The 13327-nt window shown below is 62.3% G+C and carries 13 protein-coding genes; 5 read left to right on the plus strand and 8 right to left on the minus strand.

Annotated features, from left to right (window positions below; genetic code table 11):
* Positions 1 to 41: 41 nt before the first annotated feature.
* The 4 genes from LPA34_RS12940 to LPA34_RS12955 all read right to left on the minus strand — a co-directional run bounded on the left by LPA34_RS12940 (position 42) and on the right by LPA34_RS12955 (position 5778).
* Entirely contained in the window at positions 42 to 800 is a 759-nt protein-coding gene (locus LPA34_RS12940) for an ABC transporter ATP-binding protein (protein ID WP_228978658.1), read from the minus strand.
* Positions 797 to 1576 carry an ABC transporter ATP-binding protein gene (locus LPA34_RS12945; RefSeq protein WP_228978661.1) on the minus strand — a complete coding sequence of 260 codons (780 nt, stop codon included), beginning with the start codon at positions 1574 to 1576 and terminating at the stop codon, positions 797 to 799. Before LPA34_RS12945 ends, LPA34_RS12940 begins: the two co-directional genes overlap by 4 nt.
* A gap of 240 nt (positions 1577 to 1816) precedes the next feature.
* A complete protein-coding gene (locus LPA34_RS12950) occupies positions 1817 to 3517 on the minus strand; it encodes a GMC family oxidoreductase (RefSeq protein WP_228978664.1) in 1701 nt (566 codons plus the stop codon).
* Positions 3518 to 4257: 740 nt separating this feature from the next.
* Complete coding sequence (locus LPA34_RS12955) at positions 4258 to 5778, minus strand: CoA-acylating methylmalonate-semialdehyde dehydrogenase (RefSeq protein WP_228978665.1); 1521 nt, start codon at positions 5776 to 5778, stop codon at positions 4258 to 4260.
* 130 nt (positions 5779 to 5908) lie between these two features.
* Between LPA34_RS12955 and LPA34_RS12960 the strand changes: the two genes are divergently transcribed.
* On the plus strand, positions 5909 to 6808 hold the full coding sequence (locus LPA34_RS12960; RefSeq protein WP_228978667.1) for a LysR family transcriptional regulator: 900 nt from the start codon (positions 5909 to 5911) through the stop codon (positions 6806 to 6808).
* A gap of 188 nt (positions 6809 to 6996) precedes the next feature.
* A complete protein-coding gene (locus LPA34_RS12965; protein ID WP_228978670.1) occupies positions 6997 to 7545 on the plus strand; it encodes a class IV adenylate cyclase in 549 nt (182 codons plus the stop codon).
* A gap of 44 nt (positions 7546 to 7589) precedes the next feature.
* Here the strand turns inward: LPA34_RS12965 and LPA34_RS12970 are convergent, their stop codons facing one another.
* Positions 7590 to 8090 carry an Lrp/AsnC family transcriptional regulator gene (locus LPA34_RS12970; protein WP_228978672.1) on the minus strand — a complete coding sequence of 167 codons (501 nt, stop codon included), beginning with the start codon at positions 8088 to 8090 and terminating at the stop codon, positions 7590 to 7592.
* 196 nt (positions 8091 to 8286) lie between these two features.
* On the opposite strand from LPA34_RS12970, the gene LPA34_RS12975 reads away from it, so the two are divergent.
* The gene (locus LPA34_RS12975; protein ID WP_267478212.1) at positions 8287 to 8613 is read left to right on the plus strand and encodes a 4a-hydroxytetrahydrobiopterin dehydratase; all 327 of its coding nucleotides are present in this window, start codon (positions 8287 to 8289) and stop codon (positions 8611 to 8613) included.
* A 97-nt stretch (positions 8614 to 8710) separates the two neighbouring features.
* Here the strand turns inward: LPA34_RS12975 and LPA34_RS12980 are convergent, their stop codons facing one another.
* Entirely contained in the window at positions 8711 to 8935 is a 225-nt protein-coding gene (locus LPA34_RS12980; RefSeq protein WP_228879868.1) for a DUF3717 domain-containing protein, read from the minus strand.
* 117 nt (positions 8936 to 9052) lie between these two features.
* Between LPA34_RS12980 and LPA34_RS12985 the strand changes: the two genes are divergently transcribed.
* Positions 9053 to 9739, plus strand: a complete 687-nt coding sequence (locus LPA34_RS12985) for a response regulator transcription factor (protein WP_133661401.1) — start codon at positions 9053 to 9055, stop codon at positions 9737 to 9739.
* A 138-nt stretch (positions 9740 to 9877) separates the two neighbouring features.
* Positions 9878 to 11377 (plus strand): sensor histidine kinase, encoded by a 1500-nt coding sequence (locus LPA34_RS12990; RefSeq protein WP_228978676.1) that lies wholly within the window; start codon positions 9878 to 9880, stop codon positions 11375 to 11377.
* 38 nt (positions 11378 to 11415) lie between these two features.
* Here LPA34_RS12990 and LPA34_RS12995 read toward each other — a convergent pair whose 3' ends face one another.
* Both LPA34_RS12995 and LPA34_RS13000 read right to left on the minus strand, forming a co-directional pair.
* Positions 11416 to 11895, minus strand: coding sequence for an SET domain-containing protein (locus tag LPA34_RS12995; RefSeq protein ID WP_228978678.1), 480 nt, complete (start codon positions 11893 to 11895; stop codon positions 11416 to 11418).
* 215 nt (positions 11896 to 12110) lie between these two features.
* Entirely contained in the window at positions 12111 to 13223 is a 1113-nt protein-coding gene (locus LPA34_RS13000) for an NADH:flavin oxidoreductase/NADH oxidase (RefSeq protein WP_228978680.1), read from the minus strand.
* Positions 13224 to 13327: the final 104 nt, after the last annotated feature.

Below are 13327 nucleotides of genomic sequence, written 5' to 3' on the forward strand. Positions count from 1 at the left end.
GGTTATTCAGAGGCATTCAGGCGTTCCCACTACGTCGACGCTTACACCCCGAGCAGATCGTGTAGAACCGGCATCTTGCTTTCAAGCTCCCCTGCGCCAAAATGCTCGACGATACGGCCGTGTTCCATCACGTAAAAACGGTCCGCGAGCGGAGCCGCAAACCGGAAATTCTGTTCGACCATGACGATCGTATAGCCGCGCGACTTGAGCGTCATGATCATGCGCGCGAGCGCCTGCACGATGACCGGCGCGAGACCTTCGGATATCTCGTCGAGCAGCAGCAGGTTCGCCCCAGTGCGCAGAATACGCGCGACGGCCAGCATCTGCTGCTCGCCACCCGACAGGCGCGTGCCCTGGCTCTGGCGCCGCTCCTGCAGGTTCGGGAACATCGCATAGATCTCGTCGATGGACATCGCGCGCGCCGCATCGCCGACGGGCGGCGGCAACAGCAGGTTTTCCTCGCACGACAGACTCGAAAAGATGCCGCGCTCTTCCGGGCAATAACCGACGCCGCAGTGAGCGATCCTGTGCGTCGGCATCGCGATGGTTTCGCGGCCTGCTACCTGGATCGAGCCGGTGCGACGCCCTGTGAGCCCCATAATCGCGCGCAGCGTCGTCGTGCGGCCGGCGCCGTTGCGGCCGAGCAGCGTGACGACTTCGCCCTGATTCACCGTGAGATCGACGCCATGCAGAATGTGGGACTCGCCGTACCAGGCCTGCAAGCCTGCGATCGCGAGCGCGGGCACAGCACCGGCCGCGCCGCTCACTTCGGCGCTTTCGCGTTCCGCAATTGTGTTCATGCATGCGCTCCGGCGAGGGCCGCGTCCGCGCTACCCATGTAGGCCTGCATCACGAGCGGATTCTTCGACACATCCGCGTAGCTGCCTTCGGCCAGCACCTCGCCGCGTTGCAGGACCGTGATCGTATCCGAGATGCCGGCGATGACGTTCATGTTGTGCTCGACCATCAGGATCGTGCGTCCCGCCGATACTTTCTTGATGAGCGCCGTCACGCGGTCGACGTCCTCGTGGCCCATGCCCTGCGTGGGTTCGTCGAGCAGCATGAGTTCGGGCTCCATCGAAAGCGTCGTTGCGATTTCGAGCGCGCGCTTGCGGCCGTACGAGAGCTCGACGGTCGGCACATCGGCGAAATCGCTGAGGCCCACCTGCGTGAGCAGATCCATCGCGCGGTCGTTCAGCGCGCGCAGCGAGCGCTCGCTCTTCCAGAAATGAAAGGCTGTGCCGAGCGAGCGCTGCAGCCCGATGCGAACGTTCTGCAATGCTGTCAGATGCGGAAATACCGCGGAAATCTGAAACGACCGGATGATGCCGCGCCGCGCGATCTGCGCCGGACGTTCACGGGTGATGTCGACGCCGTTGAAGACGATCTGGCCCGCTGTCGGTTCAAGGAATTTGGTCAGCAGGTTAAAGCAGGTGGTTTTACCAGCGCCGTTAGGGCCGATGAGCGCGTGGATCGACCCGCGGCTCACGCGCAGGTTCACACCGCTCACGGCGGTGAACCCTTTGAATTCCCTGGTCAATCCGCGCGTCTCAAGAATCGTGTCGCCGAGAATCATGTTCCCTTCCAAACGGAGTGAGGCGAACTGCTACGATCTTCCGCGCCTGACTGCCGCGCGACGTTTTATGACGACACCCCCGTGTCGCCCGTTTGCGTGGTGCACCAATGCGGACGGTAATCCATGCCGCACCACGCAGCACGGGTGCCATTGTCTCGCCAATGATGCAGCGCATTCATCGGGATTTGCACTTAGTGTTTTATGCGCACCCCTCATTCGATTACGTGCAAGTCTTGCATGTCATGCAATTGACACGGTCTGCGGGCGATGTGTCTCTGTTTCGAGACCCGAGCGCCGGGCACGGCGATCGGCGCGGATCATCTCGCTTGCGCGCTCCGCGATCATCAGTGTCGGCGAGTTCGTGTTGCCAGACGTGATGGTCGGCATGACCGAAGCGTCGACGACACGCAGACCGTCGACGCCGATCACGCGCAGCCGGTTGTCGACGACCGCGGTGGGATCGTCGGCGACGCCCATGCGGCAGGTGCCGACTGGATGAAAGATCGTCGTGCCGACCTGGCCGGCGGCCTGCTGCAGTTCTTCTTCCGTCTGAAACTGGATACCGGGCAGGATTTCTTCTGGACGATAGCGCGCCAGTGCCGGCGCCGCTGCGATCCGGCGCGTCAGGCGCAGCGCGTTGGCGGCAACATGACGGTCATGGTCGGTGGAGAGATAGTTTGGCGCGATGAGCGGCGCCGCAAGCGGATCGTTCGATCCGATGTGGATGCTACCGCGCGACGTGGGCCGCAGATGGCACACCGAAGCCGTAAACGCGTTGAAGCGATGCAGCGGCTCGCCGAACCGGTCGAGCGACAGCGGCTGCACGTGGTACTCCAGATCGGGGCGCGTGAGCGCGCGGTCATCGGGATCCGACTTTGCGAATGCGCCGAGTTGCGATGGCGCCATCGACATCGGTCCGCTTTGCAGCAGCAGGTATTGCAGGCCGATCATCAGTTTGCCCCACCAGTGCGCGGACGCCGTGTTGAGCGTACGTACGCCGTCGACCTTGAAGGCCATGCGTAATTGAAGATGGTCCTGAAGGTTTTCGCCGACGCCGGGCAGATCGCGCACGACGTCGATACCCAGGTTTTGCAGACGCGCGCCGCTGCCGATGCCTGAGAGCTCGAGCAGTTGCGGCGAGTTGACGGCACCCGAACTGAGCACGACTTCGCAGCGCGCTTTCGCGATGAAGTCGGTATTGCCGCCACGATATTCGACACCTGTGCAGCGGCGTCCTTCGAAGACGAGGCGTTGCGTGTGCGCGCCTGTGATGATCGTCAGGTTTGGGCGTTGCATTGCCGGGCGGAGGAACGCTTTCGAGGCATTCCAGCGGATACCGCGTTTCTGGTTGACGTCGAAGTAGCCGACGCCGGTGTTGTCACCGCGGTTGAAGTCGTCGGTGGCCGGGATACCGGTTTCCTGCGCGGCTTGCGCGAAGGTTTCGAGCACCTTCCATTTGAGCCGCTGTTTTTCGACGCGCCACGGGCCGCCTGCGCCGTGCGATTCGCTGGCGCCGCCGTGATGGTCCTCGCTGCGCTTGAAGACGGGGAGGACGTTTTGCCAGGCCCATGACGGGTCGTTCGTGATGCGCGCCCAGTCATCGTAATCTTCGCGCTGGCCGCGCATGTAGATCATGCCGTTGATCGACGAGCTGCCTCCCAGTACGCGTCCGCGTGGATAAGAGAGGGAGCGGCCGTTCAGGCCGGATTCCGGTTGTGTTTTATAGAGCCAGTCGGTGCGGGGATTGCCGATGCAGTAGAGGTAGCCGACCGGCACATGAATCCAGTGGTAGTCGTCCTTGCCGCCGGCTTCCAGTAGCAGTACCTGCACGTCTTTATCTTCGCTAAGGCGATTGGCAAGCACGCAGCCTGCCGTGCCGGCGCCGATTACGATGTAGTCGAATTCGCCTTCCAGCACGCGATGGTTTGTTTCTTCATTCATGGTGGTCACCCAGTCGTTCCTTGTTCGGGTCGCCGTTCACGACATACCGATGGGGTTTTTTGCCGCAGCGCGTGGTTATTTTTTGTTGGCCTTTCCTTGTATTCGCGTCGGTCTATTGGCGTTGCCCCTGTGCGGGGCGGCACCTACTTTTCTTTGCCTTGCCAAAGAAAAGTAGGCAAAAGAAAGGCGCTTCGACAACTCATCTTTTCCAAGGGTGTCACACGCGGGGAATGGCAACCCATGAAGTGTCGCCCCCGCACTTCACACGACATCGGTCCCCGCGCGATTCCATCTCGCGCGCGTTCAGCGCAGATGACAAAGCCGTCATCCACCCGACTCCACGCTTCGCGTGTCGCCGATCGGCATAACCTTCCCATGCAACCGCAACTGCTAATACTCGACACCTCGCGCTGCAAAAACATCACTTTGACCGACCGCACCGCAGCGCACGCAGTGCGAAGCGGGATGAATGACAGCCTTGTCACGAGCATGGAACGCGCGCGGGACTGAATCGCGCGGGGACCGATGCCGGATGAAGTGCGGGGGCGACACTTCATGGGTTGCCATTCCCCAACGATGACACACCGGGAAAAGATGAGTTGTCGAAGCGCCTTTCTTTTGCTTACTTTTCTTTGGAAGACAAAGAAAAGTAAGTGCCGCCCCGCACAGGGGCAACACTAATAGACCAACACCAATACAAGGAAAGGCCAACAACAACGACAACAACAAAACCAGACCCTCTACTTGGCCACCGGCATCGTAAACTCAGCACCCTTGGCAATACTGTCAGGCCACCGCTGCATGATGCTCTTGTAGCGGGTATAAAACCTCACGCCTTCTTCCCCATAAGCATGGTGATCACCAAACAGCGACCGCTTCCACCCACCAAACGAGTGCCATGCCATCGGCACAGGAATAGGCACATTAATCCCGACCATCCCGATCTCGATCTGCCGCGAAAAAGCACGGGCCACACCGCCGTCGGAGGTAAACAACGACACACCATTAGCAAACTCGTTCGCGTTGATCAACGCAACAGCAGAAGCAAAATCCGGCACCCGAACCACGCACAACACGGGACCGAAAATCTCTTCCTTATAAATCGTCATGTCGGTCTGCACATCGTCGAACAAGGTCCCGCCGAGGAAAAACCCCGCCTCATGACCATCGACCTGATGTCCACGTCCATCCACCACAAGCTTCGCGCCAGCCGCAACGCCCGCTTCGATAAATCCCGCAACCTTCGCGCGATGCGCCGACGTCACGAGCGGCCCCATCTCAGCCTCTGAATCCATCCCGTTGCGAATCCTCAGCGCCTTCACGCGCGGTGTCAGCCGCTCGATCAGGTCGTCGGCAATGTGTCCCACCGCGACCGCAACCGAAATCGCCATGCAGCGCTCACCCGCCGATCCATACGCGGCACCGATCAACGCATCGACAACCTGGTCGAGATTGGCATCCGGCATCACAACCAGATGGTTCTTCGCACCACCCAGCGCCTGCACGCGCTTGCCTCGCTTCGTGCCTTCCGTGTAGATGTATTCGGCAATCGGCGTCGAACCGACAAACGAAAGCGCGCTCACATCGGGATGCTGCAGCAGCGCATCGACGGCAACCTTGTCGCCATGAACGACGTTGAATACGCCATCCGGTAAACCGGCTTCCTTCAACAGTTCAGCAAGCAGGACAGCAACCGAGGGATCGCGCTCCGACGGCTTCAGCACGAACGTATTCCCGCACGCAATCGCAACCGGGAACATCCAGCTCGGCACCATCATCGGGAAGTTGAACGGCGTCACGCCCGCCACCACACCCAGCGGCTGACGCAGATTCCAGTTGTCGATGCCACCGCCGATCTGGTCGGTGAAGTCGGTCTTCAGCAGATTCGGAATGCCACACGCGAACTCGACAATCTCGATGCCGCGCATCACCTCGCCCTTCGCGTCGGAAAACACCTTGCCGTGTTCACGCGTGATCAACTCCGCCAGCTCATCGTGGTGACGGTCAAGCAACTCCTTGAACCGGAACAGAACGCGGGCGCGCTTGATGGGCGCTGTCGCGCTCCACGCCGGATACGCAGCCTTCGCGGCAGCCACGGCGGCATCGACCTCCGCCACGCTCGCAAGCGGAACACGCGCGCTCACGCTGCCAAGCGCCGGATTGAATACGTCGGCAAAGCGACCGCTCTTGCCTTCAGCCATGCGCCCATTAATAACGTGGGTCAGCGCGCGAACGCGGGCGCCCTGGTCTGTCTCGCTCATATCTTTTCTCCTGGATGAAAATCGGCACGCATGCATTGCACGCACGGTTCACCGAAGCGTAAACGCCCCCGGCACCCTAAATCCAATGAGTTATGCTCAATTGCGATATAAGACAGGCTAATATCAGGATATGGACCTGACTCTGCTCCGGGCATTCGTTACCGTCGCGCGCGAGGGCAATCTCACGCGCGCGGCCGTGCAACTGCATCTGACCCAACCCGCCGTCAGCCTGCAGATCAAGCATCTGCAGGAAACGCTCGGCGTGTCGCTCTTCACGCGCACATCGCACGGACTCACGCTGACCCGCGACGGTCAGGCTTTGCTGCCGCACGCGGAGCGCACGCTCAACGCGGCGAGCGATGTGCAGCGCGCCGCCGCCGCGCTGCGCCACGAAGTGCGCGGCCGGCTGCGCATCGGCACCATCCTCGATCCGGAATTCCTGCGGCTGGGCGGCTTTCTCCGGCAGCTCGTCGAAACCTGGCCGCATATCGAAACCGCGCTGCGTCACGGTATGTCAGGCTGGGTGCGCGACCAGGTTCTCGCGGGCGAACTCGACGTCGGTTATTACATCGGCCAGCCTGCGGACGAAGGAAGTCGCAGCGAAGCGGCGTTCCACACGCTCACGCTGACGCACTTCAAGTATCGTGTGCTCGCGCCCCCGGGCTGGAAAGACCGCGTCAAGGGCGCGCGCGACTGGCGCGCGCTCGCCGCGCTGCCGTGGATCTGGACGCCGCCGGCGTCGGCGCACAACCGGTTGCTGTCGCATCTGTTCGGCGAAGCCGGCGTCAAGCCAGTGAAAGTGGCTGAAGTCGATCAGGAGCCGTCGATGCTCGATCTCGTCAAATCGGGCGTCGGACTCACGCTCGCCCGCGACGCCACGGCAATCGCCGAGGCGCACGCCCACGCGCTGACGATCGTGGAGGGCATCACGGTGCCTACCGAACTCACGTTCATCTCGCTCGCGAGCCGCAAGGACGAACCGGCCATCGCCGCCGCCATCAAGCTGATCGAGCAGCAGTGGACGATATGAGCGCTCCTCATGACAGCTTCCGCCGCACCGGGTGATGTAAAGACAGTGTCACGCGCTTTTTGCTAGATTCGTGTTTTGCGCACCGCGCAATGGCCGTCTTTTTCCCGCCTCTCCGTTGGCCCATCCCGACGCGCTTCACCGAATGACGTGAAGTCGCCGCTCGCCCTATCTTTCGACAGGAGTCTCACATGGCCCGCAACATCGAGATCAAAGCCCGCGCCAGACAGTTCGATGAACTACGCGAACGCGCCGCACAGCTTTCGCCGGACGCGCCGCTGATCTTCCGCCAGCAGGACTTCTTCTACGACGTGCCGCGTGGACGTCTGAAGCTGCGCCAGTTCGACGACGGCACGCCCGCCGAACTGATCTTCTATCAGCGCGACGACCGCGACGGCCCGAAGGCTTCGTATTACACGCGCAGCCCGGTCACGAATGCCGAAGCGATGCACTCATTGCTGGCGACGGCCCTGACCACACGCGGCATCGTCACGAAAGAACGCCACGTGTATCTGACGGGACGCACGCGGATTCATCTGGACCGCGTCGACGGTCTGGGCGATTTCATCGAACTGGAGGTCGTGCTCGCGCAGGACGACGACGAAGCAGGCGGCGAAGCCGAAGCGCACGCGCTGTTCGCGAAGCTCGGTGTGCCGGAAGCGGATCTTGTGCCGGTCTCCTACGTGGACCTGCTTAATCTGGAAACCGAGCTGGAAACCGGGCTGGAAACCGCCCGTTGAAGGTGACCCGAAGCGGCCTGGCCACCCTTGAAACGCCCGCCCGGTTACGTGGCGGGCGCAGCGGGCGCGCCTGGCGAAAGATGGCCGAGCGGCAGCGGCCCATTGCGCTTGAACGTGGTGAGCACGATATTGGAGCGCACGCTGTCGACGCCGGGCACGCGCATCAGCTTCTTCATCACAAACGATGACAACGCGTTCAGATCGGGCGCCACGATTCGCAGCAGATAATCCGCATCGCCCACCACGGCGTGGCATTCCAGCACTTCCGGCAGCACGTCGAGTTGCTGCTGGAACTGCTCGATGATCGAATCGCCGTGATGCTTCAGTTTCAGGCTGGTGAATGCGGTGACGCCGAGCCCGAGCTTCTCGGGCCGCAACACGACGCGATAGCCGTCGATCACACCCGCCGATTCGAGTCGCTGCAGCCGCCGGCCGATCTGCGATGGCGACAGCGGTATCTGCTCGCCAAGCTGCTGGTGCGTCGCGCGTCCAAAGCGCTGCAGCACTTCCAGAAGCGCCAGATCAAAGTGATCCAGTTCGAGCATGATCGTTCTCCGCATTAAACAGCAATTTTATGCATAATTATTGCATAAACATCATCTATGTCGCCATGTTTGCGCCATTTCCACCCTTCTCTACGGTGACGTCCGGGCGCATGACGCCGCGTTCAGCAGCGCCTCGCTATCCGTGAAAAAATAGTCTCACCCACGCGCGGCGCCACGGCGCCCACGCGCTTACAACCTGGCGAGCGAGGTATTCCCGATGATCCAGAAACTGACGTCCGAAGCACGCGCAACAGAGTTGAGCCAGCTGGACGGCTGGCAGGTCGCCGAGGGACGCGACGCGATCGCGCGCAGTCTCCAGTTCGCCGACTTCAACGAGGCGTTCGGCTTCATGACACGCGTCGCGATCAAGGCACAGGAAATGGACCACCATCCCGAGTGGTTCAACGTCTACAACAAGGTCGACATCACGCTGTCCACGCACGAGGCGAACGGCGTGACCGGGCGCGATATCGCGCTGGCCCGCTTCATCGACGGCATCGCAAAGTCAACCCGGCACTCGTGAAGCAAAAAGCGAAAAACCGCTCCGGGGCAGGGGAAACCCGCCGGAACATGGTTGATGAAAGGGTTTTGCAGGTATTCAGGCCACCAAACCTTCACTTCTACAGGCCGTTTTTAAGGCGCACGTAAGAATCCCAGGCCTCCCGGGCAATCGCGTCCAAACGTTCCGGTGCGAGCCAGGTCTCTCGCTGTACAATCATCTGCGCATACGGCCTGGAGAGCGCGCTTGCCTCCTTGCACAGGCTGAGTTCGTCGCCGCTCGAAGGTGAGCGGCTGCGCCAGAAGTTGATCGCGGCTTCGAGTTCGTTGATCGTAATGACGGACATGGCTTTCGTGATCAATCGATGACCGCATCGCACGGCAACGCCGCACAAGCTGTGCAGCAGGCGCTCCGGCGAACGCATGCACGATACGCCTAAACCCATTGTACTTGAGCGAAATCCATGCGACTCCTTCTGATCGAAGATGACCGCCCCATCGCACGCGGCATCCAAAGTAGCCTCGAACAAGCCGGCTTCACGGTCGACATGGTCCACGACGGCATTTTCGCCGAACAGGCTCTCACGCAAAACCGTCACGAACTCGTGATCCTCGATCTCGGTCTGCCGGGCATCGACGGCATGACGCTGCTCTCGCGTTTCCGCCAGAGCAACCGTCACACGCCGGTGATCGTGCTGACCGCGCGCGACGAGTTGAACGACCGCGTTCAGGGCCTCAATTCCGGCGCCGACGACTACATGCTGAAGCCGTTCGAACCTGCCGAACTCGAAGCGCGTATCCGTGCGGTAATGCGCCGCAGCGGCCCGCACGGCGACATGCCACGTCCGGAAGTCTCGCTGGGCGGTGTGCGTCTGTCGGGCGTCGACCGCCGCATCTTCAACGACGACAAGCCGCTCGAATTGTCGCCGCGCGAATTCGCGGTGCTGGAAATGCTGCTGCTGCGCCACGGCCGCGTGGTCAGCAAGGCGCAACTGCAGGATCACCTGACGCACTTCGGCGGCGATCTCGGCGACACCGCGATCGAAGTCTACGTGCACCGGGTGCGCAAAAAGCTCGAAGCCTGCCGTGTGGAAATCGTCACGGTGCGCGGCTTCGGCTATCTGCTGCAGGAAATTCGCCAGGCTGCGTAACCGCGCTTTTTCGGGCGGCATGACTGGGCCGGGCCGATCGCCGGGCGTCCTGTTGAATCGGGACATCCGGCCAAACCCGGCTTTTTTCGCGGACGAGGAGTAATCTGATCCGCGTTGATCTCTTTTGCGCGTTCGACCATGCCCCATCCGGTCGCGAACAGCCTGCGGCGCTCGCTGCTGCGCCGCCTCGCTGCTCCTCTTTCGCTGCTCGCGCTGATGAGCGGGCTCATCGCTTACTGGCTTGCATGGCAGTACACGCAGCATGTCGTCGACCGTTCACTCGCTGATCTTGCCACGGCCATCTCGCGTCAGGTGCAGATCGCCGGCCCGGATGCGTCGATCACCGTGCCGCCGCTCGCGCAGGCGATGTTCTCCGATCCGGTCGAACAGCTCGTCTATCGCATCAGCAACGGCGAAACCGAAATTGCCGGCGATCCCAAACTGCCGCTGCAAGGCACGAGCGTACGCCGCTTGCACTACGCGTATGTATTCGAGGCCCAGCACGAGGGCACGAGCGTGCGTGTCGCGCAGGTGCGCGTGAACCAGCCGCAGGGCAATCCGATCGTCGTCGAGGTCGGCCAGCCGGTCCATCATCGTTTCCGCATCGCCGCTGAGTTTCTCGTCGCGATCATGATGCCGCTGCTGCTGTTGCTGCTCGCCGGCTGGGTGATCGTGTGGCGCGTCGTCAACCAGCAGCTCAATCCGCTCACCGATCTCGCCGATTCACTGAACCGGCAGACGCACACATCGCTCGAACCGGTCGACGAAACCTTCGTACCGATCGAAATCCGGCCGCTCACCAGCGCGCTGAACGGTCTGCTCGACCGCCTGAAAACCGCACTCGATTCGCAGCGCAAATTCATCGCCGACGCCGCACACCAGCTGCGCACGCCGCTGACTGCGGTCAAGCTGCACGCGGAGCAGGCCGCCATCGCGCGTGAGCCGAAGCAGGTGCTCGCCGCCGTGCATGAACTGCGCGCCGCCGCGAATCGCGCGGTCCGGCTGTCGAACCAGCTGCTGTCGCTCGCGCGCGCGGAGCCGGGCGAACAGGCGGCGCGCTTCGTGAACGTCGACATGGCCGCGCTCGCGTTCGAAACCGGCGCGGAATGGGTACCGCGCGCACTCGCGGTTCACGTCGATCTCGGCTTTCAGCGTCTGGACGATCCGACCAACGACCACCCGCTGATCGCGCGCGGCAATCCGGTGCTGCTGCACGAAGTGATCGCAAATCTGCTCGATAACGCGTTGAAATACGTTCCGCCTGTGCGTTATGACGGCGGACGCATCACAGTGAGCGTCTCACAGGTACGAGTTGACGGCAGGACGATGGCGGAAATCGTCGTCGAAGACAACGGCGGGGGCGTGCCGCCGAAACAGCAGGCGGAACTCTTCAAGCGGTTTTTCCGCGGCGACGGACAGAGCGATACGGGCGTCGACGGCGGCGCGGGTCTGGGCCTCGCGATCGTCCACGACATCATGGTGCTGCACGGCGGCGGCGTGCATTACGAAGACGCGCACGAGGGCGGCGCCCGCTTCATCGTGCGCATTCCGGTTGTCGCCGATACCGTCGCCGGCGAACGCGACGTGCCGGAGCGCGTGACAAAAAAACCGGCGCACAGGGCGCCGGTCGATATGTGAGTGCCGGGCGGCCGCGCTGATGTCGCGCCGCCCGTCGTTCACTTTTTCTTCTTCGCTTTCTTTTCCGCCTTGTCCGGCGCGGCCAGCATCGTGCCGCGGCACTTGCGCGCGCCGCAACGGCATTCGTATTCCTTCTTCAGTTTCTTCGTCTGACGGGCGTCGATCACGAGGCCGTAGTCGTAGAACAGTTCTTCGCCGGCCTCGATATCCCGCAGCGCGTGAACGTACACGTGGCCGTCGATTTCCTCGGCTTCGCAGTTCGGCGCGCACGAATGGTTGATCCAGCGCGCGCTGTTGCCGTCGACCTTGCCGTCGATCACACGGCCGCTATCGAGCGCGAAATAGAACGTGTGATTCGGTTCGTCCGGATTGTGCGGGTGACGACGCAACGCTTCTTTCCACGTGATCCGCTCACCCTTGTATTCGATCAACCGTTCGCCGGCAGCGATTGCTTCCACGGCAAACACGCCTTTGCCGTGCACACCCGAACGGCGCACAGCGATCCTGCGTGAACTCATTGAATGAATCCTTGTGAAGAACTGAAGGTGAACATGCAGTTGCTCCCGTAAAGCGGGGAATCTGCCGGTTTTTCTGGCGTGGATAGCAAACGCGGCGCCATACCGGCGCCGCGTAGCCCTGCGACGCCCATGCGCCACAACCGGCATCGTACACGTTAGAGACGGCTTCGTTCAACCGCCAAAAACCATCCATCGTCCTTCGTCTTCGTTGCGGGTCAGCGTTGCCCGAGCGTCGTCTCGCCGAAGAGCGCCTTCTGGTCGCGCGGTTGCGAGCGCCAGTATTGCGGCGGCGCCTCGACGGTCGCGCCGAGTTGCGCGGCCGCATGCCACGGCCAGCGCGGGTCGTAGAGCATCGCACGCGCCATCGCGACGAGATCGGCGTCGCCCGATTCGACGAGTTCGCTGGCATGCCGCGCATCGGTAATCAGTCCGACCGCGATCGTCGTCAGGCCCGTGGCTTTCTTCACGGCCTGCGCGAACGGCACCTGATAGCCCGGTTCCAGCGGAATCTTCTGCAGCGGCGACACACCGCCCGACGACACATCGATCCAGTCGCAACCCCGCTTTTTCAACTCGTGCGCAAACGCGATGGTGTCTTCGAGCGTGATGCCGCCTTCAACCCAGTCGGTTGCCGACACACGTATGCCGACGGGTTTGTCGGCGGGAAACGCAGCCCGCACGATATCGAAAATCTCCAGCGGAAAACGCCGGCGGTTCTCGCGCGAACCGCCGTATTCATCGGTACGCTGGTTCGCGACCGGTGAGAGAAACTGGTGCAGCAGATAGCCGTGCGCCGCGTGCACTTCAAGCGCATCGATACCGAGTCGCGCCGCACGACGCGCCGAAGCGGCAAACGCTTCGCGAATCCGGTTGAGCCCTGCGTTGTCGAGCGAAAGCGGCGGCTCTTCGCCGGCCTTGTGCGGTAACGCGGAAGGCGCATGCGGCAGCCAGCCGCCTTCGGCCACCGGAATCAGCTGGCCGCCAGCCCATGGCACATGGCTCGATGCCTTGCGGCCGGCATGCGAGAGCTGCATCGCGACGGGCACATGCGAGTGCTTGCGGATTGCGGCGAGGACGGGCTTGAGCGCGGCTTCGGTGGCGTCGTCCCACAATCCGAGATCGGCGGGTGTGATGCGACCGTCCGGTTCGACGGCGGTCGCTTCGATACACAGGAGCCCTGCGCCGGACAGCGCGAGGTGGCCCAGATGGATCATGTGCCACTCGCTGGCCTCGCCGCGTTCGGCGGAATACTGACACATCGGGGACACGACGATACGGTTACGAAGCGTCACGCCACGCAGCGTGAGCGGAGAGAAGAGCGCACTCATAGGTTCTCGCGATGGAGGACAAAGAGCGATCGAGCATAGCACCGCGTGTCGTTCGCTGCAGAGGGGTAGACAGCAGACCACGCAGAAAGCGGACTGAAACCCGG

Origin of the sequence: Paraburkholderia gardini, assembly GCF_907164575.1 — a bacterium.
Taxonomy (GTDB): Bacteria; Pseudomonadota; Gammaproteobacteria; order Burkholderiales; family Burkholderiaceae; genus Paraburkholderia; species Paraburkholderia gardini.